Below are 23,911 nucleotides of genomic sequence, written 5' to 3' on the forward strand. Positions count from 1 at the left end.
CAGCCATGGCCATCGCCGTTCCCTCCAACGAGGTCAACAGCCCCACCCTCAAGCAGCGCCTGGCGCGTGCCGAGCGGCTCAACCGCTGGAAGGCCCAGGCCTTGATTGCGCCGCTGGTGCTGTTTTTGCTGCTGGTGTTTCTGGTGCCGATTGTTGCGCTGCTCTACAAAAGCGTCGGCAACCCGGAAGTGGTGGGCGGTTTGCCGCGTACCGTGGTGGCGGTCAAGACCTGGGACGGTCGTGGCCTGCCAGGTGAGCCGGTCTACCAGGCGCTCAGCGAAGACCTGGGCGAAGCGCGCAAAAACCAGACCTTGGGCGATCTGTCCAAACGCTTGAACATGGAACTGGCCGGCTACCGTAGCCTGCTGACCAAAACCGCGCGGGCGCTGCCGTTTACCGAAGCGCCCGGCTCCTATAAAGAAGCGCTGGAAAGCCTCGACGAACGCTGGGGCGACCCGGCGTACTGGCAGGCGATCCGGCGCAACACCAGCAGCCTCACGCCTTACTACCTGCTGGCGGCGGTCGATCACCGCATCGACGACCTCGGCGAAGTGGCCCCGGCCACGCCTGATCAGGCGATCTATCTGGATATCTTTGCCCGCACGTTCTGGATGGGCCTGGTGATCACCTTCGTCTGCCTGCTGCTGGCGTATCCATTGGCCTACCTGCTGGCCAACCTGCCGGCCCGCAAAAGCAACCTGCTGATGATCCTGGTGCTGCTGCCGTTCTGGACCTCGATTCTGGTGCGGGTGGCGGCGTGGATCGTGTTGCTGCAGTCCGGCGGCCTGATCAACAGCGCATTGATGGGCATGGGCCTGATCGATCAGCCCTTGGAGTTGGTGTTCAACCGCACCGGGGTGTACATCTCGATGGTGCACATCCTGTTGCCGTTCATGATTCTGCCGATCTACAGCGTGATGAAAGGCATCTCGCCCACCTACATGCGCGCGGCGATTTCCCTGGGTTGCCACCCGTTCGCCAGCTTCTGGCGCGTGTACTTCCCGCAGACCTACGCCGGGGTGGGCGCCGGCTGCCTGCTGGTGTTCATCCTGGCGATTGGTTACTACATCACCCCGGCGCTGCTCGGCAGCCCGAACGACCAGATGGTCAGCTACTTCGTCGCGTTCTACACCAACACCAGCATCAACTGGGGCATGGCCACGGCCTTGGGCGGCTTGCTGCTGCTGGCGACGGTGGTGCTGTACCTGATCTATAACCGGTTGGTGGGCGCCAGTCGCCTGCGCCTGAGCTGAGGAGACCTTGCGATGCTGAGCCCTTATATGTCACCGGTGGAGCGGGTGTGGTTCTACAGTTTGCGGATCCTGTGCGGCTTGATCCTGCTGTTTTTGATTTTGCCGGTACTGGTGATTATCCCGCTGTCGTTCAACAGCGGCAGTTTCCTGGTGTACCCGCTGCAAGGCTTCTCGCTGCACTGGTATCAGGATTTCTTCGCCTCGGCCGAATGGATGCGCGCGCTGAAGAACAGCATCATCGTCGCCCCGGCCGCCACGGTGTTGGCCATGGTTTTCGGCACCCTGGCGGCGATTGGCCTGACGCGCGGCAACTTCCCCGGCAAGGCGCTGGTGATGGCCCTGGTGATTTCGCCGATGGTGGTGCCGGTGGTGATTATCGGTGTGGCCAGTTACTTGTTCTTTGCGCCGTTGGGGCTGGGCAACAGCTTCTTCTCGTTGATCGTGGTGCACGCGGTGCTGGGTGTGCCGTTTGTGATCATCACCGTGTCGGCGACGTTGCAGGGCTTCAACCATAACCTGGTGCGGGCGGCAGCCAGCCTGGGCGCTTCGCCGCTGACCGCGTTCCGCCGGGTGACCTTGCCGCTGATCGCGCCGGGGGTGATATCGGGGGCGCTGTTTGCCTTTTCCACCTCGTTTGATGAAGTGGTGGTGACGCTGTTTCTCGCCGGCCCCGAGCAAGCCACCCTGCCTCGGCAGATGTTCAGCGGCATTCGCGAAAACCTCAGCCCGACGATTGCGGCGGCGGCCACGCTGCTGATTGCCTTCTCGGTGCTGTTGTTGCTGACGCTTGAATGGCTGCGCGGCCGCAGCGAGAAACTGCGCACCGCCCAGGTCTAACTGTGCAACCCGATCAAATGCGGGAGCTGGCTTGCCTGCGATAGCATCACCTCGGTTTGCCTGTGACACCGAGTCGCCCGCATCGCAGGCGAGCCAGCTCCCACATTGATCGTGCCATTCAGTGGGTGAATAGTTCACAACCGAAAATCCCCAGCTACTCTTGTGCCAGCCCATCATTAATAAGAGGCCGCGCACATGAGTACTTCCTCATTCAAGATCGCCCACAAACTGCTGACCGGCGCCGGCGCCATCGAACAGCTGGCTTTTGAACTCACGCGCCTGGATGTGGATAACCCGCTGATTGTCACCGACGCCGCGCTGGTCAAATCCGGCACCGTGGCGCTGGCGCTTGAACACTTGGGCGAGCGTACCTATGAAATTTTCGACCGCGTGCTGCCCGACCCGGAGATCGCCATCGTCGAAGACTGCATGCGCGTGTACCGCGAAGGCGGGCATGACGGCTTGATCGGCGTGGGCGGCGGCAGTGCCATCGACATTGCCAAGAGCGTCGCGGCCTACGCCGGTTACCACGGCGCGCTGGCGGATTTGTTCGGCGTCGACCAGGTGCCGCGCAAGGGCCCGCCGCTGATTGCCATTCCGACCACGGCCGGCACCGGCTCGGAGGTGACCAATGTGGCGATCCTCTCCGACAAGGCTGCACAGCTGAAAAAGGGCATCGTCAGCGATTACCTGCTGCCGGACGTCGCGCTGATCAGCCCGCAAATGACCCTCACGTGCCCGCGCAGTGTCACCGCTGCCAGTGGCGTGGATGCGTTGGTGCATGCCATCGAATCCTACCTGTCGCTGAATGCCTCGCCGATCACCGACGCCCTGGCGATTGGCGCGATCAAGCTGATCGCCAACGCGCTGCCCAAAGCCTACGCCAACCCGGCCAATCTGCAGGCCCGCGACGACATGGCCACCGCCAGCCTGATGGCCGGCATGGCGTTCGGCAATGCCGGCGTCGGCGCGGTGCATGCCTTGGCGTACCCGCTGGGCGGGCGTTTCAATATCGCCCACGGCGTGAGCAACGCGCTGTTGCTGCCCTACGTGATGCACTGGAACAAGCTGGCGTGTGTGGAGCGCATGCAGGACATTGCCCAGGCCATGGGCGTGAATGTCAGCGGCTTGAGTGTCAACGACGCCGCCGACCAGGCCGTCGAGGCGATGACGCGACTGTGCGCCGCAGTGGAGATCCCGGCAGGCCTGCGCAGCTTCGGGGTGCCCGAGGACGCGATCCCGGCCATGGCCACGGAAGCGGCGGGCATTGAACGCCTGATGCGCAACAACCCGCGCAAGCTCAGCGCGGCGGATATCGAGAAAATCTACCGGGCGGCTTACTAACCATTGAGTTAGGTCACGGTGCGCGCAGCAAAGCATGAGGTATACAATGCGCGCCATCGTGATTTAGCTCAAAAAAGGTGCGTCATGCAGCCCTTCGTTATCGCTCCATCGATTCTCTCCGCCGATTTCGCCCGCCTGGGTGAAGAAGTGGACAAGGTGTTGGCCGCCGGCGCCGACTTCGTGCACTTCGATGTCATGGACAATCACTACGTGCCCAACCTGACCATCGGCCCGATGGTCTGCGCGGCGCTGCGCAAGTACGGCATCACCGCGCCCATCGATGCGCACCTGATGGTCAGCCCAGTGGACCGTATTGTCGGTGACTTCATCGAGGCCGGCGCGACCTACATCACCTTCCACCCGGAAGCCACGCTGCACGTCGATCGCACCCTGCAACTGATCCGCGAAGGCGGCTGCAAGGCAGGCCTGGTGTTCAACCCGGCCACTCCGCTGAGCGTGCTTGAGTACGTGATGGACAAGGTCGACATGGTCTTGCTGATGAGCGTCAACCCAGGCTTTGGCGGGCAGAAATTCATCCCCGGCACCCTGAACAAACTGCGCGAAGCCCGTGCGCTGATCGATGCGTCGGGCCGTGACATCCGCCTGGAAATCGACGGTGGGGTCAACGTCAACAATATCCGCGAAATCGCCGCCGCCGGCGCCGACACCTTTGTGGCCGGCTCGGCGATCTTCAATGCCCCGGACTACCAGGCCGTCATCGACCAGATGCGTGCCGAGCTGGCGCTGGCGCGTCCATGAGCGGCTTTGAGCAGCTGTTCCCCGGCAAACTGCCACGGCTGGTGATGTTCGATCTGGACGGTACGTTGATCGATTCGGTGCCTGACCTGGCAGCGGCGGTGGACCAGATGCTGCTCAAGCTGGGGCGCAAGCCTGCAGGGATCGAGTCGGTACGCATGTGGGTCGGCAACGGCGCGCAGATGCTGGTGCGCCGGGCCTTGGCCAACAACATCGATGCCGAAGGTGTCGATGAAGTGGAGGCCGAACACGCCCTGGAATTGTTCAACGCGGCCTATGAAAACGGCCACGAGCTGACCGTGGTTTACCCCGGCGTACGCGACACGCTCAAGTGGCTGCACAAGCAGGGCGTGGAAATGGCCCTGATCACCAACAAGCCGGAGCGTTTTGTCGCGCCGCTGCTGGATCACATGAAGATTGGCCGTTACTTCCGCTGGATCATCGGTGGCGATACGTTGCCGCAGAAGAAACCCGACCCGGCGGCGCTGTTCTTCGTGATGAAAATGGCCAATATCCCGGCCTCCCAGTCGTTGTTTGTCGGTGACTCGCGCAGTGATGTGCTGGCCGCCAAAGCCGCGGGCGTACAGTGTGTGGCGCTCAGTTATGGCTATAACCATGGCCGACCGATTGCCGAAGAAGCGCCGGCGCTGGTGATTGATGACCTGCGGCTGCTAATCCCCGGTTGCTTGGGAGCGGGCGCTGAGATAACGTTGCCCGACATCGAACCAACCCCTTCTGGAAACGCCATCGTGGTGGTCACTCGCAAACTCTGGATGAAAGTCATCAAGGCCCTGGCCCGCTGGCGTTGGCGCGCCTGACTGATCCTGGCCGCGCTGCGGCACGTTTGCACACCTGACCGTTTGAACCTCAAGCCACGAGGCACCTCATGATCCGCGAAGAATTCCTGCGTTTGGCCGCTGCCGGCTATAACCGTATCCCGTTGGCCTGCGAAACCCTGGCCGACTTCGATACGCCGCTGTCGATCTACTTGAAACTGGCCGACGAGCCCAACTCCTACCTGCTGGAATCGGTACAGGGCGGCGAGAAGTGGGGCCGTTACTCGATCATCGGCCTGCCGTGCCGCACCGTGCTGCGGGTGCACGACCATCATGTGAGCATCACGCTCGATGGCGTCGAGATCGAAAACCACGACGTTGAAGACCCGCTCGCCTTCGTCGAAGCCTTCAAGGCGCGCTACAACGTGCCGACCATCGCTGGTTTGCCGCGCTTCAACGGCGGCCTGGTGGGCTACTTCGGCTACGACTGCGTGCGCTACGTGGAAAAACGCCTGGGCAAATGCCCGAACCCGGACCCGCTGGGCGTGCCGGACATTCTGCTGATGGTCTCCGACGCGGTGGTGGTGTTCGACAACCTCGCCGGCAAAATGCACGCGATTGTGCTGGCGGACCCTTCCCAGGCCGACGCCTTCGAGCAAGGCCAGGCCAGCCTTGAAGCGCTGCTGGAAAAACTGCGCCAGCCAATCACCCCGCGCCGTGGCCTGGACCTCAGCCGTCCACCGGCTGCCGACCCGGTGTTCCGCTCCAGCTTTACTCAGGATGACTACGAGCGCGCGGTGGATACCATCAAGGAATACATCCTCGCCGGTGACTGCATGCAGGTGGTGCCGTCGCAACGCATGTCCATCGACTTCAAGGCCGCACCGATCGACCTGTACCGCGCGCTGCGTTGCTTCAACCCGACGCCGTACATGTACTTCTTCAACTTCGGCGACTTCCACGTGGTGGGCAGTTCGCCGGAAGTGCTGGTGCGCGTCGAAGACAACCTGATCACCGTGCGCCCGATTGCCGGCACACGCCCACGCGGCGCGACCGAAGAGGCCGACCTGGCGCTGGAAGAAGACCTGCTGAGCGACGACAAGGAAATCGCCGAGCACTTGATGCTCATCGACCTGGGCCGCAATGACACTGGCCGCGTCTCGGAAATCGGCTCGGTGAAGCTCACCGAGAAGATGGTCATCGAGCGCTATTCCAACGTGATGCACATTGTCTCCAACGTGACCGGCGAGCTGAAAGAAGGCTTGACCGCCATGGACGCGCTGCGCGCGATTCTGCCGGCGGGCACCTTGTCGGGCGCGCCGAAGATTCGTGCGATGGAAATCATCGACGAACTGGAGCCAGTCAAGCGTGGTGTGTACGGTGGCGCCGTGGGGTATTTTGCCTGGAACGGCAACATGGACACCGCGATTGCGATCCGTACGGCGGTGATCAAGGACGGTGAGCTGCACGTGCAGGCCGGTGGCGGAATTGTGGCTGACTCGGTGCCGGCGCTGGAATGGGAAGAAACCCTGAACAAGCGCCGCGCGATGTTCCGTGCGGTGGCGCTGGCCGAGCAAACCCCGCAAAACTGAAGCCAGATGTAGATCCAACTGTGGGAGCTGGCTTGCCTGCGATAGCATCACCTGGGTGTACCTGATACACCGGGGTGTCTGCATCGCAGGCAAGTCAGCTCCCACAGTTGTTTTGTGATGTGCTCTAGACCGTTTTAGAAATCCAGGCTCACCCCCACGCTCACCCCTTGTTGGGTCAAATTGTCATCCTTCCTCACGTTATACGCCGCCCGTAACGCCAGCTCCTGAGTCAGTTTGTGGCTGACGCCGAGGCTTAAGCGATCCGAATTGCTGCGCGGCGTGTAGCCGTCCAGCTTGAAATCGATCCCTGGAACGCTATTGAGCGACATCTTCACCTTCTGGGTATCGTTTTCGAATTCATGCTCGTGGGCTACTTCGCCAAACACCTGGGTTTGCGGCGTGACACGATAGCTGCCCTGCAGGCCGACGCCCAGGCGCTTGGAGTCGCGTTGTTGATCGTCAAAGGTCAGTGCGGTGGAGCGGCTGTCCTTTTCCGAATAGCCATCGACCTCGACCCGCGCATAGTCGGCGCTGACGAACGGCGACAGGTGCCAGTCGCTGCCGGCGCCGGCAATGTCGTAACCCACTCGGCCGCTGAGGGCCCAGAGCCAGCCGTCGGTGTCGCTTTTTTCCGAGCCTTCGCTGACGCCCAGGGCGAACTTGCGCTTGAGGCTGTCGAAGTCCAGTTTGCCGCCGGTCAACGCGGCATCGGCCCACCAATGGTTTTGCTGGTATTGGGCGAAGGCGGTGCCCATGTAGCTGTTGAGCTTGTAGTCCGAATCGCTGGCGCCGGCTTCAAGCGTCTGCCGATACAGGCCGGCTGCCACGCCTACGCGCCAGTTTTCGTCGAGCCGGTAGCTGCCCCCGACATTCAGGTTATAGCCACTGCCGTCGCCGCTGGCCGAGCTGTTTTGATCATCGAAGTTCAGGCGCTGGCCGCCACCGGTCACGATGGCGCGCCATTGGCCCACGGCTTGCCAGTTGCCGTTGTCCGCCTGCCATTGGTTGCGCAGTTCGTCCTGGTGGGCGCGCAACGTGCCTTGGGCCATCTCCGGCAGCAAGGTCAGTTCCCACGGCGCCGCAAGCAGTGAATAGGCGTAGTCGGCGATCAAGCGTTGCCCGGCGATGGTGGGGTGGACCGAGTCGTTGTAGATCAGCTTGGTCGGGTCCGGGTTGGTGCCGCCGATGCCGTAGGTCGGGTTGGCGGTGCAACTGTTGCCACTGAAGCAGGTGCCGGTGAGGTTTTGTCCGGTGGCCAGGCCAAAGCGGGCCGGGCTGGCGAAGGCTTCATTGAGCAGCAGCGGAATATTCAGCGGGATGATCTGCGCATCGATCTGAGACAGGCGCTGCACCAGTGACTGGTTGAAGAGGTTGCTCAGGGCCGAACTCGACGCCTGCAGCGGCGTGCCGTTGATGGCCGGAGTCAGGCCCAGGTCGGGCAGCATCCACACCATGATGTAGCGCGCGCCGGCTTGTTGCAGGGCTTGGGCGCTGTCGGCCAGGCGCCCGCCGGCGGCAACGGCCTGGCCTGGGCTGAGGACGCGGCCTTGCAGGAAGTCATTGCCGCCACCGGACAGGAAATACAGCGCGTTGGGGTCGGCCCGCCCGCCGTTTGCCGGGAGATAACCCTGGCGACTGCGAAGCACCGTACCGCCACCCGGGTTACCAGGCGGAATCGCCGCGTTGGAGACCGAGGTAATGGAATCCAGGATGTTGTCGGTACGGTAGCCGCCGACTGCCCAGTTGTTGCCGTCGGGCAAGCCTTGCGCCGCGCGAACCGGCGAGGTGGAGGCATTCAAGTCGTTTGGCGCGACGCCCAGCCGGGAGCCGAGCAAGGTCGACGAAACCAGGCCGTAATCGCCCTGGAAGGTCGGCCCGGTGCGGTTGGTAAAGCGTAATGTGGCGCCATTCGAGCCATCGGGGAACTGACCGGCATCGGCCAGGCTGTCGCCGAAAACGACCATGGTTGAATACGGTGAGGAGGCTGCGAACGCCTGCGCGCAGGCCAGTGATAAGAGGCAGCCGGCAAGTGGTGCGAAAAACGGAGGTCTGAACATGCAAAATTCCATTTAGTTGTTTTTGTATCGGAAGCGAAACACTAGCAATGTAGTGAGGGTTTTCTGTGAAGAAAACAGTTTTTTCCTATAAAGATTTCGTCGTGATTACCCCGTATTCGCGGCTCCATATTGCACCGCTGGCGAGGCTACGTTACTGTGCCTGAACGTATGAACGAGACCCTCCCCGTGTTGATCATCAGCAAACTCTTGATGCGAGTAGTCAAGGCACACGCCCGTTGGCGTTGGCGCGCCTGACATTTTTCTCTGCCGGCTTGGCCGGACCTGTACCGATTTGCCTTCTTCACCCGTTGTTTGACGCCCCTTGCCGGCTCACCCTGGCAACCGGAACGTGCGTCTGGCAGCGGGTCACTCCTGGAAGGCGGTCATTCGAAATCAGTGAATTCAAGAGGTTTGAACCCACATGTTGCTGATGATTGATAACTACGACTCCTTTACCTACAACGTTGTGCAGTACCTGGGCGAGCTCGGTGCCGAGGTCAAGGTCGTGCGCAATGATGAACTGACGGTCGCCGAAATCGCCGCGCTGAACCCGGAGCGCATCGTGGTTTCGCCAGGCCCCTGCACGCCGACCGAAGCCGGTGTGTCCCTGGAAGCAATCAAGTATTTCGCCGGCAAGTTGCCGATCCTGGGCGTGTGCCTGGGCCACCAGTCCATTGGCCAGGCCTTTGGCGGTGATGTGGTTCGCGCGCGCCAGGTAATGCACGGCAAAACCAGCCCGGTGTTCCATAAAGACCTGGGCGTATTCCACGGCCTGAACCTGCCGGTGACGGTCACCCGTTACCACTCGCTGGTGGTCAAGCGTGAGACCCTCCCCGAGTGCCTGGAGCTGACCGCCTGGACCCAACTGGACGACGGTTCGGTCGATGAGATCATGGGCCTGCGCCACAAGACACTGAATATCGAAGGGGTGCAATTTCACCCCGAGTCGATCCTGACCGAGCAGGGCTACGAGCTGTTCGCTAACTTTCTCAAGCAGAGCGGCGGCACGCGCTAAGGACTTTTCATGGATATCAAGACTGCCCTGAGCCGTATCGTCGGCCATCTGGACCTGAGCACCGCTGAAATGAGCGATGTGATGCGCGAGATCATGACCGGCCAATGCACCGACGCGCAGATCGGCGCGTTCATGATGGCGATGCGCATGAAGAGCGAAAGCATCGACGAAATCGTCGGCGCCGTGTCGGTGATGCGTGAGCTGGCCGACAAGGTCGAACTCAAGACCCTCGACGGCGTGGTCGACGTGGTCGGCACCGGCGGTGACGGTGCGAATATCTTCAACGTATCGACGGCTTCCTCCTTTGTGGTCGCGGCGGCCGGTTGCACCGTGGCCAAGCACGGTAACCGCGCGGTCTCTGGCAAGAGCGGCAGCGCCGACTTGCTGGAAGCGGCCGGGATCTACCTGAACCTGACGCCGGTACAAGTGGCGCGCTGCATCGACAGCGTCGGCATTGGCTTCATGTTTGCCCAATCCCACCACGGTGCGATGAAACACGCGGCCGGCCCGCGCAAGGACCTTGGCCTGCGCACCCTGTTCAACATGCTCGGCCCGCTTACGAATCCGGCCGGTGTGAAACATCAGGTGGTGGGTGTGTTCAGTCAGGCGCTGTGCCGCCCGTTGGCCGAGGTGTTGCAACGCCTGGGCAGCAAGCACGTGCTGGTGGTGCATTCCAAAGACGGTTTGGACGAGTTCAGCCTGGCCGCCCCGACCTTTGTGGCGGAACTGAAGAACGACCAAGTGACCGAGTACTGGGTCGAGCCCGAAGACCTCGGCATGAAAAGCCAGAGCCTGCATGGCCTGGCGGTAGAAAGCCCGGCCGCCTCGCTTGAACTGATTCGGGATGCCCTGGGGCGTCGTAAAACAGCAAACGGCCAGAAAGCTGCCGAAATGATCGTGCTCAATGCCGGCGCGGCACTGTACGCCGCCGATCACGCCTACAGTCTCAAAGAGGGCGTGGCCCTCGCACATGATGCATTGCACACCGGGCTCGCTCGCGAGAAGCTCGAAGAACTGGGTGCCTTTACTGCGGTGTTCAAGATGGAGAATGAAGGATGAGTGTGCCGACCGTTCTGGAAAAAATCCTGGCCCGCAAGGCGGAAGAAGTCGCCGAGCGTCGCGCCCGCGTCAGCCTGGCCGAGTTGGAAGCTCAAGCGAAGATCGCCGATGCGCCGCGTGGTTTTGCCAACGCCCTGATAAAGCAGGCCAAGGACAAGCAGCCCGCGGTCATTGCCGAGATCAAAAAAGCCTCACCCAGCAAGGGCGTGATCCGCGAGCTCTTTAATCCTGAAGACATTGCCAAGAGCTACGAGAAGGGCGGCGCAACCTGCCTGTCGGTACTGACCGATATCGACTTCTTCCAGGGTTGCGACCTGTTCCTGCAACAGGCCCGCGCGGCGTGCAAGTTGCCGGTGATCCGCAAGGATTTCATGGTTGACCCCTACCAGATCGTCGAGGCCCGTGCCTTGGGCGCCGACTGCGTGCTGCTGATCGTCTCTGCACTGGATGACGTGAAGATGGCTGAGTTGGCGGCCGTGGCCAAAAGCGTTGGCCTGGATGTGCTGGTGGAAGTCCACGACGGCAATGAGCTGGAACGTGCACTGAAAACCCTCGATACGCCGTTGGTGGGGGTCAATAACCGTAACCTGCACACCTTCGAAGTTAGCCTCGAAAACACGCTGGACTTGCTGCCGCGTATCCCGCGTGACCGTCTGGTGATCACCGAGAGTGGCATCCTCAACCGCGCCGATGTGGAGCTGATGGAAATCAGCGGGGTGTACTCGTTCCTGGTGGGCGAGACCTTCATGCGCGCCGAGAACCCGGGGGCGGAACTGCAGCGTTTGTTCTTCCCGGAGCGTGGTGTGGCGGTTAGCGGCTCCACATTAGACTGATTTGGAATGCGGTCAAAAATGTGGGAGCGGGCTTGTGTGGGAGCTGGCTTGCCTGCGATAGCATCACCTGGGTGTAACTGATACACCGAGGTGCCTGTCTCGCAGGCAAGCCAGCTCCCACATTAGTTTTGTGTCTATCCAGAGAAGTAGGTGTTTGATGATTCAACCCCTATCGATGACCGTAGAAGCAGGCCTCGCGGCCGAACAAGACCTGTTGGCGGCCGTTTGCGCTGGCGAGCGAGCGTTCGGGCTGCTGTTCTGGCAGCCCTGCGATCAAGCACTGGTCATGCCGCGCCGCTTGAGCCGCTTGCCCGCTTTTGAAGCCGCGAGCCGCGTATCAGCCGATGCCGGTTGGCCGGTGTTGCTGCGTGAAACCGGCGGTGAGCCGGTGCCGCAGTCTGGCGCTACCGTCAATATCGCCCTGGTTTACGCGCCGCCGCGCAGCGAAGGTGATCAAGGGCGCATCGAAACCGGTTATCAGCGCTTGTGCCAGCCGATCTGCGACTTATTGATTGAGTTGGGCGGTGACGCGTCTGTCGGTGAAGTCGACGGAGCGTTTTGCGACGGTCGTTACAACGTCAACCTCAACGGTCGCAAGATGGTGGGCACCGCCCAGCGTTGGCGACAGAGCGGCGGCCGCCCGGTGGGGTTGGTGCACGGCGCCCTGTTGCTGGATGACGATCGCGAAGAATTGATTGCCGCGGTCAACCGTTTCAATGAAGCCTGCGGCCTCGACCAGCGCGTACGTGCCGACAGCCATATCGCGCTGCATGAAGCCTTTCCCGCGCCGGATGCGATCAGCCGGCTGGATGCCTTGTACCGTCAAATGCTGGCCGGCTTTCTGCCGGGTTAACGCGTGCCGAACACCACCATCGTCTTGCCTTTGACGTGCACCAGGTTGCGCTCTTCCAGGTCCTTGAGTACGCGACCGACCATTTCCCGTGAGCAGCCGACAATGCGTCCGATTTCCTGGCGCGTGACTTTGATCTGCATGCCGTCCGGATGGGTCATGGCATCCGGTTGCTTGCACAGCTCCAGCAGGCAGCGGGCCACGCGGCCGGTGACGTCAAAGAACGCCAGGTCACCGACCTTGCGCGTGGTGTCGCGCAGGCGCTGGGCAATCTGGCCGCTCAGGGCGTAAAGGATGTCGGGATCATGCTGGGCCAATTCGCGGAATTTCGCGTAACTGATTTCGGCAACGTCGCATTCAATCTTGGCGCGCACCCAGGCGCTGCGCTCTTGCTCTTTGCCGGCTTGTTCGAACAGCCCCAACTCCCCGAAGAAATCGCCGGTATTGAGGTAGGCGATAATCATCTCGCGACCGTCTTCATCCTCGATGAGGATGGTGACCGAGCCTTTGATGATGAAGAACAGTGTTTCGGAACGTTCGCCCGCGCAGATGATGTTGTGCTTGGCCGGATAACGCCGGCGCTGGCAGTGCATCAGCAGCTTGTCGAGATTCTTGATCTTGGGTGTGGGAGTAAGAGCAACCATGGTTGTATCCCGGAAAGACTGCACGGTGTGGTTGGATTTATTTTTTTATCCAGCGATGTCGGCATTGATACACGCTGTACAAAGGATGGCAATGCGCCATTGAATTGGCGCCAGCTTACCAGACACATTCTGCCTCGATTAAGGAATTTACCGAGCAAACGCTGTCATTGATCGCTTTGCAGGCAGGACGCTGCGGTTCCAAGGCCCTGTGCTAAGCTAGCGACCCTTTTTTAGCAGTGGAGTCTGGGCGATGAAGGCACGCATCCAATGGGCGGGCGAAGCCATGTTCCTCGGTGAGTCGGGCAGTGGCCATGTGGTGGTCATGGATGGCCCGCCGGAAGCCGGCGGCCGTAACCTGGGCGTACGTCCGATGGAAATGCTCCTGCTGGGTGTCGGCGGTTGCAGCAATTTCGACGTGGTCAGCATCCTGAAGAAATCCCGTCAGGCCGTGGAAAGCTGTGAAGCCTTCCTGGAAGCCGAGCGCGCCACTGAAGACCCGAAGGTGTTCACCAAGATCCACATGCATTTCGTGGTGAAGGGCCGGGCGCTGAAAGAAGCCCAGGTCAAGCGTGCCATCGAGCTGTCGGCCGAGAAGTATTGCTCGGCGTCGATCATGCTGGGCGCGGCCGGTGTGGCAATCACTCATGATTATGAAATCATCGAGTTGGGTTGATCGCCAAGCGGCAAAAGAAAAGGGCGCCTGTGTGGCGCCCTTTTTTGTGGGTCAAATTCAATGCACTTAGATGCGATAGGTGCTCTTGGTCATAACTTTGGCCAACAAGCTCATGCCAAACCGCACCGGTGCCGGGAAGCGGAAACCACCCGCATCCAGTGCGCTTTCTGCGTGGTGTTCTTCATCGATGCGCATCTGCTCGAGGATGGCCCGGGACTTTTCATCCTCGGCCGGCAGCTGTTCCAGGTGTTCATCCAAATGCTTGCACACCTGATGTTCCGTCGCTGCGACAAAGCCAAGGCTGACCTTGTCACTGATCAGGCCGGCAGCGGCGCCGATACCAAACGACAAACCATAAAACAGTGGGTTCAGCACGCTGGTATGGCTGCCCAACTGACGAATGCGCTGCTCACACCAGGCCAGGTGGTCGATTTCTTCCTCGGCGGCATGTTCCATCGCCGCACGCACCTGCGGCAGCTTGGCGGTCAGCGCCTGGCCTTGGTACAGCGCCTGGGCACAGACTTCGCCGGTATGGTTGATGCGCATCAGGCCGACGACGTGGCGGGTGTCGCTCTCGCTCATCTGCGAATCCGGCTGCACGATTGCGGGCGATGGGCGGTACGGTTGGCCGCTGAACGGCAACAGCGTGCGCATGGCCATGTCGGCTTGCAGCAACAGACGGTCAATCGGCGAGTAGTGACGTTGGGTAGTCATGCTGACCTCCGGGAAGAATCTCGGCGGCCAGTTTACCGCAAGAGAGGGCGAAGCGTTTGCGCTGAGTCAAGGGCATGAAGTCGCAGCCCTGGGCCGCGACCTCTGCAGGAATGCTGATCAGCCCGGTGGCCAGTTCATCTGGCGCTGCCCCAGCACGTGCATATGAATGTGATAAACGGTCTGCCCGCCTTCTTCATTGCAGTTCATCACCACGCGAAAGCCTTTCTCGCAGCCCTGTTCCACAGCCAGACGCTGAGCGGTAAACAGAATATGGCCGGCCAGGGCTTTATCGTCTTCGGTGAGGTCATTGAGGGTGCGGATCGGCTTTTTTGGAATGACCAGAAAATGCACGGGCGCCATCGGGGCAATGTCGTGGAAAGCGAGGACCTGGTCATCTTCATAGATGATCTTCGCCGGTATTTCCCTGTTGATGATCTTGGTGAACAGAGTATCCACAGCTGTTTCTCCATTGTGAAAGTGCAGGGGAGTGTACCCAGGCCGTCAACGTGGGCAATAGGCCTTGTTGATGGCGCCGGCAATCTTGCTGGTCAGCCAGCGGGGGCTCAGGCGTGGGCTGAACGCCAGCCAACGGTTACGCCGCCCGGGAATGATGATGGCTTTGTTTCTTTCCAAGGCCCGCACGGTATAGAGCGCGACTTCTTCCGGGCTCATCAGTTGTTGGCTGCGGTCGAGTTTGGCGGTGTCCATTTGCGCGGTACCAAAAAAGGCTGTGCGCGTAGGGCCAGGGCACAGCACCGAGACCTTGATGCCACAGGTCTTCAATTCTTCGCGCAGCCCTTCGGAGAAGTGCAGCACATACGCCTTGCTGGCGTAATAGCTGCTCATCCAGGGGCCCGGCTGAAACGCGGCGACCGAAGCAACATTAAGAATCTGCCCGCCGCCATGCAGCGCCATGGCATTGCCCAGGGCATGGCACATACGGGTCAGGGCCAGGATGTTGACTTCGATCAGGTCTTGTTCGGTCATCCAGTCCTGGGCCAGGAACGGTCCGCTGGTGCCGATGCCGGCGCAGTTGACCAGCAGATCGATCTGCCGCTCGCCCTCTTCAAGCTCCAGCAGGAACCCGGACAAGCGCAGCGGTTCGCCCAGATCGCAGGCGCGAAACAACACCTCGACGCCGAAGCGTTGAGTCAATTCGATTGCAATGCTTTCCAACTGATCACGCTGGCGGGCCACCAGAATCAAGCTGCGGCCGCGACGGGCCAATGCTTCGGCCAAGGCCAGGCCAATGCCGCTGGAGGCACCGGTGATCAGAGCGTAACGGGTCATGCCTTTCTCCATCGCAACGCCGCCGGGCCTGTGACAGAGGCATCACAGGCGCCGGGCGTTTCTCACTGTTCTGGAGAGTCTACAGGTTCGGCTGCGTCGTCAGCACTTTGCGCGGCGTCTTCTTCATCAACGATGACGCTTTGATCGGTGTCGTCATCGGCATTGATGGAGCTGCTTTCGTAGCTATTGCTCATGTTGGCTTCGAGTTGATTCAGGTAGCCGTTCATGCCCAGTGTGACCAGGATGGCGAGCATCACCGGAATGAACGCCAGCCACAAGGTCGCCAGCACCTTCACCGCAGTGGAGTTGCGTGGTGGCGGAGGGCCGTATTGGTTGGCACCTGGATTACCGGGCAGCACCAGCAGCAACAGCGGGAAAATGCTGTTCACAAATGGCACCAGGTTCAGGAAATACAGCCAGCCAGACCAGCCCAGATCGTGCAGGCGTTGCACGCCGATTTGCACGCTGACCCAGACCAGCGCAACAAACAACGCGAAACCCAGCAGCGCGCCGAGAATAGCGCCGGCTGTTGGCGAAGCGGTGGCCACGGCGAAACTGGCGGTGCTGATGATGCCCGCGGCGACCAGCATGGCGAGGGTCAATACCAGCGTCCAGGCCAGGTAGCGCAGGCGACCGATACGCCCGTGAATGGTGAAAACCTTGAGCGTTGCGAATGCCTCGGAGTTATCCCCCACGGCTGCACGGGGTGGCGCGTAAGGCGAGGCGGCGGCGCGCGAAAAATCAGCGGCGCTGGTCTGCGTTTCGTGGGTTTCGGCAAGGCTGAATGCCACGGGTTGTTCATCTTCGATGCGGGCATCAACACCGGCGTTTTTCAGCGCCGTCAGGTAGGTCTCGGCATCGGCGCGCGACAGGTCACGCTTGAGCGCAACCGGGCGTCCGGTAAAGAGCTTTTCGATCGACTCGACATCGCTCTTGAACAGCTCGGCCAGGTTGAGTTTGGCCGTGGTGCTTTCGACACCCGGGAGCAAGGCTCCGTCAAACACGATCTTGAAACGGTTGTCGCTCATGCGGGCATCCTTGTCACTGGTAAAGGAGGGGAGTTGCCGGCCCGCTTCAATCGGCAGGCCTGGCGAGTGTATCAGCGTGGCCAGCGCAGTTGTGTCGCCTGTTCGCGGGCCTTGCGGTATTCGGCATCCAGGCGGGCAATCAGTTCATCGACGCCGGGCAGATCATCAATCTCACCGACGCCCTGGCCCGCAGACCACACCGTTTTCCATGCCTTGGCCTCGTCGCTCAACGGCTTGAGCTTGGAGCCGAAGTTGACTTCGCCTTTGCCCTGTAAGGCTGCGAGGTCGAAACCGGCGTTTTCCAGGCTCTGGCGCATAAAGCTGGCGGGCACGCCGGACACTGCGGGAGTGTGCACGATGTCGGCCGCACGCGATGTGAGCAGCATCTCTTTATACGCATCCGGGGCATGGCTTTCAGTGGTGCCGATAAAGCGTGTACCGAAGTAAGCGAGGTCTGCGCCTAACAGCTGGGCGGCGAGGATCTCGTGGCCATGGTTGAGGCAGCCTGCCAACAGCAGGGTTTTGTCGAAGAACTGTCGAATCTCGGCGATCAGCGCGAACGGACTCCAGGTGCCGGCATGGCCGCCGGCGCCTGCAGCCACCGCGATCAGGCCGTCGACACCAGCCTCTGCGGCTTTCTCGGCGTGGCGCCGCGTGGTGACATCGTGAAACACCAGACCGCCGTAGCTGTGCACGGCATCGACCAGTTCTTTCACCGCACCCAGGCTGGTGATGACGATCGGCACTTTGTGCGCCACACAGATCGCCAGATCGGCCTCCAGGCGAGGGTTGCTGTTGTGCACGATCAGGTTGACGGCATACGGCGCGGGGTTATCCAGCTGCGCCAGGCCTGCTTCGATTTCTTCCAGCCAGGCCTTGAAGCCGCTGCTTTCACGTTGGTTCAGTGCCGGGAAACTCCCGACCACGCCATTGCGACAGCAGGCCAGTACCAGTTGCGGGTTGGAAATCAGGAACATCGGCGCGGCCACCACGGGCAGGCGCAGACGTTGTTCAAGCAAAGCGGGCAGCGACATTGGAGGTACCCCGAGTGATTGAAGTTAGAACGGTTTGACCACGACCAAAATTACGATAGCCAGCAATATCAGAACCGGTACTTCATTGAACCAGCGATAAAAGACATGGCTGCGGGTGTTTTCGCCACGGGCAAAGCGTTTTACCTGTGCGCCGCACATATGGTGGTAACCGATGAGCAGCACCACCAGAGTCAGTTTGGCGTGGATCCACGCACCGGATTGAAAGATCGCAGGGTTGAGGTAGATCAGCCAGCCGCCGAATATCAGGGTAGCGATCATCGCCGGGCCCATGATGCCGCGGTAGAGCTTGCGCTCCATGATGCTGAAGCGTTCCTTGCTGACGGTGTCTTCACTTTGGGCGTGATAGACGAACAGGCGTGGCAGGTAGAACAGCCCGGCAAACCAGCAGACGATGGCGACGATGTGGAAGGCTTTGATCCATAGATAGAGCATTTCTAGTTATTCCCAGGTTCACGGTAACTGAAGATAGTAGTGGCTCATGCGCCCGTACGTCACGTTGACGGTTGTCGCAGGACGATGTGGCCCCTATTATCGACGGCTTTCCAGTGGGTTCGTTGAGGGCAGGTTTATGGTCAAGGTCGGTATCGTCGGCGGCACGGGTTACACCGGTGTCGAATTGCTGCGTCTGTTGGCTCAGCATCCGCAAGCTGAGGTGGTGGTTATCACTTCTCGATCCGAGGCCGGGCTGGCCGTGGCCGATATGTACCCCAACCTGCGAGGCCACTACGACGGCCTGGCGTTCAGCGTGCCGGACATCAAGACCCTTGGCGCCTGTGACGTGGTGTTTTTCGCGACGCCTCATGGGGTGGCGCATGCACTGGCCGGTGAACTGCTGGCGGCGGGCACCAAGGTCATCGACCTGTCGGCCGATTTCCGGCTGCAGGATGCTGACGAATGGGCCAAGTGGTACGGCCAGCCGCACGGCGCGCCTCAATTGCTGGAAGAGGCGGTATACGGCCTGCCTGAAGTCAATCGCGAGCAGATCAAGCAAGCACGCCTGATCGCGGTGCCGGGTTGCTATCCGACTGCCACGCAGTTGGGTTTCCTGCCATTGCTCGAAGCCGGGCTGGCGGACACTTCGCGCCTGATCGCAGACTGCAAGTCGGGTGTGAGCGGCGCAGGTCGCGGGGCAGCTGTAGGTTCGCTGTACTCCGAAACGTCGGAAAGCATGAAGGCCTATGCGGTAAAAGGGCACCGCCACCTGCCGGAAATTCGTCAAGGGCTGCGGCGTGCTGCGGGCAAGGATGTCGGTCTGACGTTCGTGCCGCACCTGACGCCGATGATTCGTGGCATTCACTCCACGCTGTACGCAACCGTGGTCGATCGTTCGGTAGATCTGCAGGCGCTGTTTGAAAAGCGTTATGCCAACGAACCGTTCGTCGATGTAATGCCAGCTGGCAGCCATCCGGAAACCCGCAGCGTGCGCGGTGCCAACGTCTGCCGCATCGCCGTGCACCGTCCGCAGGATGGCGACCTGGTGGTGGTGTTGTCGGTCATCGACAATCTGGTCAAGGGCGCCTCGGGCCAGGCGGTGCAGAACCTCAACATCCTGTTTGGCCTGGATGAGAAGCTGGGCCTGTCCCACGCGGGCATGCTGCCGTAAGGCTTGACTGCTGGTGTGCAAAAGGCCCGTTGATCGGGCCTTTTGTGTTTTTAATGGCGGCAACGCAGATTGATATACCGTAACAATAGTTGACCGCTTTTCTAGGAGAAGCGGATAATGCCCGCCATTACGCATATGGCGGCGGTACGCCGGGAGATTATCAGCATGAGCGTTGAGTCCTTCACCCCCACGGCTTTGCAATTCACCCACGGTGCTGCGCACAAGGTGAAGAGCCTGGTCGATGAAGAGGGTAATGATCGCTTGAAGCTGCGCGTATTTGTTACGGGCGGCGGTTGTTCAGGGTTTCAGTACGGATTTACCTTCGATGAAGATGTGGCCGATGATGACACTATCGTCGAGCGCGAAGGAGTCAGCCTGGTCGTAGACCCGATGAGCTTCCAATACCTGGCAGGTGCCGAGGTGGATTATCAGGAAGGTCTGGAAGGTTCGCGTTTCGTGATCAAGAACCCGAATGCCACCACGACGTGTGGGTGCGGGTCTTCGTTCTCGATCTGATCCACTGCAGATAAAAAAACGCCGCTTGGCTTTGAAAGGCCAAGCGGCGTTTTGCTGTCTGGGAGTTAGGCCGGGTAAATCGCGCCCAGTACCCGCAGCCCACGTGCGCCGGTGACGCTGGGGCGGTTGGCGGCAATGCCTTCAAGGCAGCAATGGGCCAGCCAGGCGAAGGCCATGGCTTCGACCCAGTCGGGATCGACGCCATAAGTGGCGGTGCTGCTGACTTGGGTGGACGGCAGCAGCGTCGCCAGACGGTTCATCAGTGTGGCGTTATGCGCGCCGCCCCCACAGACCAGTAGCGTTTCAGTCTCGGACTGTGCAGTTTGCAAGGATTCAACGATGGTCAGCGCCGTCAGTTCAAGCAGGGTTGCCTGTACGTCCTGAGGCTTAAACGCGGGCAGTGTGCCAAGGTGGTGCTGCAGCCAGCTTAGGTTGAAGACTTCGCGTCCGGTACTTTTCGGGCCTTGGGTGAGGAAGAAGGGGTCGCTGAGTAGGCGGCTGAGCAACTGAGGCTCAACCTTGCCACTGGCGGCCCACTGGCCGTCACGGTCAAAGTGCTCGCCGCGCTGTTGGTGAATCCAGGCATCCAACAAGACGTTTCCGGGGCCGCAATCGAAGCCGGCTACCGGTTTGCCGGTCTCGATCAGGCTGAGGTTGCTGAACCCGCCAACGTTTAATACGGCACGGTTGCCGGTACGCTCACCGAACAACGCCTCATGAAAGGCCGGCACGAGCGGCGCGCCCTGGCCGCCGGCGGCGACGTCGCGGCTGCGGAAGTCGCTGACCACGGTGATGGCTGTCAGCTCGGTGAGCAGCGCAGGGTTACCGATCTGCACAGTAAAGCCGCGGGCCGGCTCGTGGCGGATCGTCTGCCCGTGGCTGCCAATGGCGCGAATGTCTTCGGGCTTGAGGTTCTGCTGTTGCAGCAAGGCATGGATGCCTTGGGCGGCGAGCGTTACCCAGTGTTGCTGGGCAATCGCTGAACGGGCGATCTCATCCGGGCCGCTGGCGCACAGGCTTAGCAGCTCGGCGCGCAGGGTCTCGGGCATCGGGATGTAGTGCGTGGCGATCAAGTTGATCGCCGGGTCTTGTTCGATCAGGGCGATATCCAGGCCATCAAGGCTGGTCCCGGACATCACACCTATATAGCGCGGCATACCTTAGCGCTTCGCCGAGGCCAGCAGGGTAGAGCGCTCCTGGTCCATGCGGGCCATCAACGGCTGGCTTTGCTGCAGGAAGCGTGCGCGCTCGGCTTTGGCGATCGGGTCGGCCATTGGCAGCTTCTGGCCCAATGGATCGACGTGAACGCCGTTCACCTGGAATTCATAGTGCAAGTGCGGGCCAGTGGACAGGCCTGTGGTGCCGATGTAGCCGATCACCTGGCCTTGCTTGACGTTGCTGCCTGTGGATACGCCTTTGGCGAACCCTTGCATGTGGCCATACAGCGTGCGGTAGGTGTTGCCGTGCTGGATGATCACGGTATTGCCGTAGCCACCGCGACGCCCAGCCAGCAGCACCTTGCCATCGCCGGCTGCTTTGATCGGCGTGCCACGCGGGGCGGCATAGTCGACGCCTTTGTGAGCGCGGATCTTGTTGAGGATCGGGTGTTTGCGGCCCATGGAGAAACGCGAGCTGATGCGGGCGAAGTCTACCGGCGTACGGATGAAGGCCTTGCGCATGCTGTTGCCATCAGCGGTGTAGTAGCTGGTATTGCCTTGTTTGTTGGTATAGCGAACGGCGGTGTAGGTCTTGCCACGGTTGGTGAAACGCGCCGAAAGGATGGCGCCGGTGCCAACCACTTTGCCGTTGGCGACTTTCTGCTCGTAGATCACGTCGAATTCATCGCCTTGGCGAATGTCCTGAGCGAAGTCGATGTCGTAGCCAAACACACTGGCCATGTCCATGGTCATGCTGTGGGACAAGCCCGCGCGGGCGGCCGATTGCGACAGCGAACTGTTGATCACGCCATGTATGTAGGCCGAGCGCATCACCGGTTTGGTGGTGATGCGGTTGAAGGCAAAGCCTTTGGCGCCTTTGGTCAGCGTGATGCTTTCGAGGTCGCTGACATTGCTGTGCAGGTTGTTCAGCTGGCCGTTGGGTGCCAACTCGAACTGGAGCTTCTGCCCGTGCTTGAGCTGTGTGAATTGCTTGGCTTGTTTATCGCTGGCCAGCACCTCATTAACAGTAGAAGCGGGCAGGCCCACTTTCTCGAACAGCGTCGAGAGAGTGTCGCCTTTGGCCACGATCACTTCGCGGTGCAGGGGATTCTTGGCCGCGACGGCCGCAGGCGGCTCTTGAGTGGCTTGTTGAGTGTCTTCGGGAGTGCTTTCTATCTGCGCAAAGGGTGATTCAGTGGGTGCATTTGTGGCTTGTTGCGCGTCGGCAGCGTCTTGATCTTGTGTCAGTTGTTCAACTGGACTTTCCAGGTCAAGGCTCAGGGATGTTCGTTTGGCTTCTACGTCACTGGAAGGGAATACCAGGAGTGCCAGGCTGAGAAGAGCGGCGATACCACTTGCGGCGAGCAGGTGGGTCTTCGGGTAAAGCGGCGGCGCTTTAGACGGTTCTGTGGTCATAAGTAATTTTGACTTTGAAGATGAAATGGAAAAGATGAATGACATGATGAAGATGAAATAACTGTATAAAATATAACCAAATCATCTGTGGCGCAAGCTTGCGAATGCTGGGCTTGCTGAACGGTGTCCGTGCGCAGGGCAAAACTTGTAATTAGTCCCTGATCTTGTATGGTTGGTTCCCTTTTGAATCTGAGCCTTGCGGGTCTGTTATGAAGTCGGTTGAAGAGCAGCTAGCGCTGATAAAACGTGGTGCGGAAGAACTGTTGGTCGAGGCCGAGCTGATCGAAAAGCTCAAGCGTGGCCAACCCCTGCGTATTAAGGCTGGCTTCGATCCAACGGCGCCGGATCTGCACCTGGGCCACACCGTGCTTATTAATAAGCTGCGTCAGTTCCAGGAGCTGGGGCATCAAGTCATCTTCCTTATAGGTGACTTCACCGGGATGATCGGTGATCCAAGCGGCAAGAGCGCGACGCGCCCGCCGCTGACCCGTGAGCAGGTTCTCGACAATGCCGAGACCTACAAGACTCAGGTGTTCAAGATTCTTGATCCGGCCAAGACCGAAGTGGCCTTCAACTCCACCTGGATGGACCAGATGGGGCCGGCTGACTTTATCCGCCTGACATCCCAGTACACCGTGGCACGCATGCTTGAGCGCGATGACTTCGACAAGCGCTACTCCACTAATCAGCCGATCGCGATTCACGAGTTCCTGTACCCGCTGGTTCAAGGGTATGACTCGGTGGCGTTGCGCGCGGACATTGAGTTGGGGGGTACCGATCAGAAGTTCAACCTGCTGATGGGGCGTGAGCTGCAACGTGCGTATGGGCAAGAGGCGCAGTGCATTCTGACCATGCCGTTGCTGGAGGGGTTGGATGGCGTCAAGAAGATGTCCAAGTCCTTGGGTAACTATGTAGGTATCCAGGAAGCGCCGGGTGTGATGTACGGCAAGCTGGTTTCGATTCCGGATGCGTTGATGTGGCGTTACTTCGAGCTGTTGAGTTTCCGCTCGATGGACGAGATCAATGCGCTGCGTGCTGACGTCGAGGCGGGTGCCAATCCGCGTGACGTGAAGATCAAGTTGGCCGAAGAGATTGTGGCGCGCTTTCATGGTGAAGAGGCTGCGGCAAGTGCTCACCGTGCGGCAGGCAATCGCATGAAGGATGGCGAGTTACCGGATGATCTGCCGGAGATCGAGCTGACTGCTGCTGAAGCGATGCCGATCGCTGCTGTCCTTAATAAGGCTGGCCTGGTGAAGAACTCGGCCGTTGCGCGTGACCTGCTGGGTTCCGGCGGCGTGCGTATAGATGGTGAGGTTGTTGATCGCACCTTTATATACGAGCTGGGCGCTACCCACGTTTGCCAGGCAGGTAAGAAGGCATTTGCGCGTATTACGCTTAAATCCGAATAAACCTGAAATTAAGTGTTGACGGCGTTTTATATCT

24 protein-coding genes are annotated in these 23,911 nt (G+C 60.4%); 14 read left to right on the plus strand and 10 right to left on the minus strand.

The window, feature by feature from the left end:
• The first annotated feature begins 5 nt into the window (after positions 1–5).
• From L8K08_RS29640 to trpE, 6 genes are all read left to right on the plus strand, one after another.
• The gene (locus tag L8K08_RS29640; RefSeq protein ID WP_242201933.1) at positions 6–1,253 is read left to right on the plus strand and encodes an ABC transporter permease; all 1,248 of its coding nucleotides are present in this window, start codon (positions 6–8) and stop codon (positions 1,251–1,253) included.
• A 12-nt stretch (positions 1,254–1,265) separates the two neighbouring features.
• Positions 1,266–2,090 (plus strand): ABC transporter permease, encoded by an 825-nt coding sequence (locus L8K08_RS29645; RefSeq protein ID WP_028618151.1) that lies wholly within the window; start codon positions 1,266–1,268, stop codon positions 2,088–2,090.
• A 195-nt stretch (positions 2,091–2,285) separates the two neighbouring features.
• Positions 2,286–3,434: an iron-containing alcohol dehydrogenase gene (locus L8K08_RS29650; protein WP_242201934.1), complete on the plus strand. Its 1,149-nt coding sequence runs from the start codon at positions 2,286–2,288 to the stop codon at positions 3,432–3,434.
• An 84-nt stretch (positions 3,435–3,518) separates the two neighbouring features.
• Complete coding sequence (gene rpe / locus L8K08_RS29655) at positions 3,519–4,193, plus strand: ribulose-phosphate 3-epimerase (protein ID WP_032895049.1); 675 nt, start codon at positions 3,519–3,521, stop codon at positions 4,191–4,193.
• A complete protein-coding gene (locus L8K08_RS29660; RefSeq protein WP_145157430.1) occupies positions 4,190–5,008 on the plus strand; it encodes a phosphoglycolate phosphatase in 819 nt (272 codons plus the stop codon). The genes rpe and L8K08_RS29660 overlap by 4 nt, the downstream gene beginning before the upstream one ends.
• A gap of 68 nt (positions 5,009–5,076) precedes the next feature.
• Entirely contained in the window at positions 5,077–6,558 is a 1,482-nt protein-coding gene (gene trpE, locus L8K08_RS29665; RefSeq protein WP_145157428.1) for an anthranilate synthase component I, read from the plus strand.
• A 134-nt stretch (positions 6,559–6,692) separates the two neighbouring features.
• Here the strand turns inward: trpE and estP are convergent, their stop codons facing one another.
• Positions 6,693–8,615: an esterase EstP gene (gene estP, locus L8K08_RS29670; RefSeq protein ID WP_242201935.1), complete on the minus strand. Its 1,923-nt coding sequence runs from the start codon at positions 8,613–8,615 to the stop codon at positions 6,693–6,695.
• 421 nt (positions 8,616–9,036) lie between these two features.
• On the opposite strand from estP, the gene L8K08_RS29675 reads away from it, so the two are divergent.
• From L8K08_RS29675 to L8K08_RS29690, 4 genes are all read left to right on the plus strand, one after another.
• On the plus strand, positions 9,037–9,630 hold the full coding sequence (locus L8K08_RS29675) for an aminodeoxychorismate/anthranilate synthase component II (RefSeq protein WP_145157424.1): 594 nt from the start codon (positions 9,037–9,039) through the stop codon (positions 9,628–9,630).
• Between the two features lie 9 nt (positions 9,631–9,639).
• Positions 9,640–10,689, plus strand: a complete 1,050-nt coding sequence (gene trpD, locus L8K08_RS29680) for an anthranilate phosphoribosyltransferase (protein WP_242201936.1) — start codon at positions 9,640–9,642, stop codon at positions 10,687–10,689.
• Positions 10,686–11,522: an indole-3-glycerol phosphate synthase TrpC gene (trpC, locus tag L8K08_RS29685; protein WP_145157423.1), complete on the plus strand. Its 837-nt coding sequence runs from the start codon at positions 10,686–10,688 to the stop codon at positions 11,520–11,522. The genes trpD and trpC overlap by 4 nt, the downstream gene beginning before the upstream one ends.
• A 157-nt stretch (positions 11,523–11,679) precedes the next feature.
• On the plus strand, positions 11,680–12,375 hold the full coding sequence (locus L8K08_RS29690) for a lipoate--protein ligase family protein (protein ID WP_242201937.1): 696 nt from the start codon (positions 11,680–11,682) through the stop codon (positions 12,373–12,375).
• Here the strand turns inward: L8K08_RS29690 and crp are convergent.
• Positions 12,372–13,016, minus strand: coding sequence for a cAMP-activated global transcriptional regulator CRP (gene crp / locus L8K08_RS29695; protein WP_106575498.1), 645 nt, complete (start codon positions 13,014–13,016; stop codon positions 12,372–12,374). The genes L8K08_RS29690 and crp overlap by 4 nt on opposite strands.
• A 250-nt stretch (positions 13,017–13,266) precedes the next feature.
• On the opposite strand from crp, the gene L8K08_RS29700 reads away from it, so the two are divergent.
• Entirely contained in the window at positions 13,267–13,689 is a 423-nt protein-coding gene (locus tag L8K08_RS29700; RefSeq protein WP_005792019.1) for an OsmC family protein, read from the plus strand.
• 66 nt (positions 13,690–13,755) lie between these two features.
• On the opposite strand, the gene coq7 is transcribed toward L8K08_RS29700, so the two are convergent.
• The 6 genes from coq7 to hemJ form a co-directional block, all read right to left on the minus strand.
• Positions 13,756–14,403, minus strand: a complete 648-nt coding sequence (coq7, locus tag L8K08_RS29705) for a 2-polyprenyl-3-methyl-6-methoxy-1,4-benzoquinone monooxygenase (protein WP_145157417.1) — start codon at positions 14,401–14,403, stop codon at positions 13,756–13,758.
• A gap of 117 nt (positions 14,404–14,520) precedes the next feature.
• Positions 14,521–14,859 (minus strand): histidine triad nucleotide-binding protein, encoded by a 339-nt coding sequence (locus L8K08_RS29710; protein WP_106575496.1) that lies wholly within the window; start codon positions 14,857–14,859, stop codon positions 14,521–14,523.
• A gap of 45 nt (positions 14,860–14,904) precedes the next feature.
• Positions 14,905–15,693, minus strand: a complete 789-nt coding sequence (locus L8K08_RS29715) for an SDR family oxidoreductase (RefSeq protein WP_242201938.1) — start codon at positions 15,691–15,693, stop codon at positions 14,905–14,907.
• A 62-nt stretch (positions 15,694–15,755) separates the two neighbouring features.
• Positions 15,756–16,721, minus strand: coding sequence for a DUF805 domain-containing protein (locus tag L8K08_RS29720; protein ID WP_242201939.1), 966 nt, complete (start codon positions 16,719–16,721; stop codon positions 15,756–15,758).
• A 71-nt stretch (positions 16,722–16,792) separates the two neighbouring features.
• Positions 16,793–17,755, minus strand: coding sequence for a nitronate monooxygenase family protein (locus L8K08_RS29725; RefSeq protein WP_169367715.1), 963 nt, complete (start codon positions 17,753–17,755; stop codon positions 16,793–16,795).
• A gap of 24 nt (positions 17,756–17,779) precedes the next feature.
• Positions 17,780–18,208 (minus strand): protoporphyrinogen oxidase HemJ, encoded by a 429-nt coding sequence (hemJ, locus tag L8K08_RS29730; protein ID WP_242201940.1) that lies wholly within the window; start codon positions 18,206–18,208, stop codon positions 17,780–17,782.
• A gap of 136 nt (positions 18,209–18,344) precedes the next feature.
• On the opposite strand from hemJ, the gene argC reads away from it, so the two are divergent.
• Both argC and erpA read left to right on the plus strand, forming a co-directional pair.
• Positions 18,345–19,379: an N-acetyl-gamma-glutamyl-phosphate reductase gene (argC, locus tag L8K08_RS29735; RefSeq protein WP_145157408.1), complete on the plus strand. Its 1,035-nt coding sequence runs from the start codon at positions 18,345–18,347 to the stop codon at positions 19,377–19,379.
• Between the two features lie 165 nt (positions 19,380–19,544).
• Positions 19,545–19,895, plus strand: a complete 351-nt coding sequence (gene erpA, locus L8K08_RS29740) for an iron-sulfur cluster insertion protein ErpA (RefSeq protein ID WP_003176443.1) — start codon at positions 19,545–19,547, stop codon at positions 19,893–19,895.
• A 65-nt stretch (positions 19,896–19,960) separates the two neighbouring features.
• Here the strand turns inward: erpA and L8K08_RS29745 are convergent, their stop codons facing one another.
• Both L8K08_RS29745 and L8K08_RS29750 read right to left on the minus strand, forming a co-directional pair.
• On the minus strand, positions 19,961–21,052 hold the full coding sequence (locus L8K08_RS29745; RefSeq protein WP_242201941.1) for an anhydro-N-acetylmuramic acid kinase: 1,092 nt from the start codon (positions 21,050–21,052) through the stop codon (positions 19,961–19,963).
• 3 nt (positions 21,053–21,055) lie between these two features.
• Complete coding sequence (locus tag L8K08_RS29750) at positions 21,056–22,468, minus strand: peptidoglycan DD-metalloendopeptidase family protein (RefSeq protein WP_242201942.1); 1,413 nt, start codon at positions 22,466–22,468, stop codon at positions 21,056–21,058.
• A gap of 209 nt (positions 22,469–22,677) precedes the next feature.
• On the opposite strand from L8K08_RS29750, the gene tyrS reads away from it, so the two are divergent.
• Positions 22,678–23,877, plus strand: a complete 1,200-nt coding sequence (gene tyrS, locus L8K08_RS29755; RefSeq protein ID WP_242201943.1) for a tyrosine--tRNA ligase — start codon at positions 22,678–22,680, stop codon at positions 23,875–23,877.
• The last annotated feature ends 34 nt before the right edge of the window (positions 23,878–23,911 follow it).

Origin of the sequence: Pseudomonas sp. TREG-RG-20F-10-E-6-01 (assembly GCF_022662455.1) — a bacterium.
Classification (GTDB): Bacteria; Pseudomonadota; Gammaproteobacteria; order Pseudomonadales; family Pseudomonadaceae; genus Aquipseudomonas.

Coding starts and splice junctions, on each gene's coding strand:
- L8K08_RS29720 (WP_242201939.1), bottom strand. CDS start 16,721: ATGAGCGACAACCGTTTCAAGATCGTGTTTGACGGAGCCTTGCTCCCG.
- L8K08_RS29650 (WP_242201934.1), top strand. CDS start 2,286: ATGAGTACTTCCTCATTCAAGATCGCCCACAAACTGCTGACCGGCGCC.
- L8K08_RS29640 (WP_242201933.1), top strand. CDS start 6: ATGGCCATCGCCGTTCCCTCCAACGAGGTCAACAGCCCCACCCTCAAG.
- coq7 (WP_145157417.1), bottom strand. CDS start 14,403: ATGACTACCCAACGTCACTACTCGCCGATTGACCGTCTGTTGCTGCAA.
- L8K08_RS29750 (WP_242201942.1), bottom strand. CDS start 22,468: ATGACCACAGAACCGTCTAAAGCGCCGCCGCTTTACCCGAAGACCCAC.
- argC (WP_145157408.1), top strand. CDS start 18,345: ATGGTCAAGGTCGGTATCGTCGGCGGCACGGGTTACACCGGTGTCGAA.
- crp (WP_106575498.1), bottom strand. CDS start 13,016: ATGGTTGCTCTTACTCCCACACCCAAGATCAAGAATCTCGACAAGCTG.
- L8K08_RS29725 (WP_169367715.1), bottom strand. CDS start 17,755: ATGTCGCTGCCCGCTTTGCTTGAACAACGTCTGCGCCTGCCCGTGGTG.
- trpE (WP_145157428.1), top strand. CDS start 5,077: ATGATCCGCGAAGAATTCCTGCGTTTGGCCGCTGCCGGCTATAACCGT.
- L8K08_RS29675 (WP_145157424.1), top strand. CDS start 9,037: ATGTTGCTGATGATTGATAACTACGACTCCTTTACCTACAACGTTGTG.
- tyrS (WP_242201943.1), top strand. CDS start 22,678: ATGAAGTCGGTTGAAGAGCAGCTAGCGCTGATAAAACGTGGTGCGGAA.
- L8K08_RS29645 (WP_028618151.1), top strand. CDS start 1,266: ATGCTGAGCCCTTATATGTCACCGGTGGAGCGGGTGTGGTTCTACAGT.
- L8K08_RS29700 (WP_005792019.1), top strand. CDS start 13,267: ATGAAGGCACGCATCCAATGGGCGGGCGAAGCCATGTTCCTCGGTGAG.
- L8K08_RS29690 (WP_242201937.1), top strand. CDS start 11,680: ATGATTCAACCCCTATCGATGACCGTAGAAGCAGGCCTCGCGGCCGAA.
- L8K08_RS29745 (WP_242201941.1), bottom strand. CDS start 21,052: ATGCCGCGCTATATAGGTGTGATGTCCGGGACCAGCCTTGATGGCCTG.
- L8K08_RS29715 (WP_242201938.1), bottom strand. CDS start 15,693: ATGACCCGTTACGCTCTGATCACCGGTGCCTCCAGCGGCATTGGCCTG.
- trpD (WP_242201936.1), top strand. CDS start 9,640: ATGGATATCAAGACTGCCCTGAGCCGTATCGTCGGCCATCTGGACCTG.
- L8K08_RS29660 (WP_145157430.1), top strand. CDS start 4,190: ATGAGCGGCTTTGAGCAGCTGTTCCCCGGCAAACTGCCACGGCTGGTG.
- estP (WP_242201935.1), bottom strand. CDS start 8,615: ATGTTCAGACCTCCGTTTTTCGCACCACTTGCCGGCTGCCTCTTATCA.
- trpC (WP_145157423.1), top strand. CDS start 10,686: ATGAGTGTGCCGACCGTTCTGGAAAAAATCCTGGCCCGCAAGGCGGAA.
- erpA (WP_003176443.1), top strand. CDS start 19,545: ATGAGCGTTGAGTCCTTCACCCCCACGGCTTTGCAATTCACCCACGGT.
- hemJ (WP_242201940.1), bottom strand. CDS start 18,208: ATGCTCTATCTATGGATCAAAGCCTTCCACATCGTCGCCATCGTCTGC.
- rpe (WP_032895049.1), top strand. CDS start 3,519: ATGCAGCCCTTCGTTATCGCTCCATCGATTCTCTCCGCCGATTTCGCC.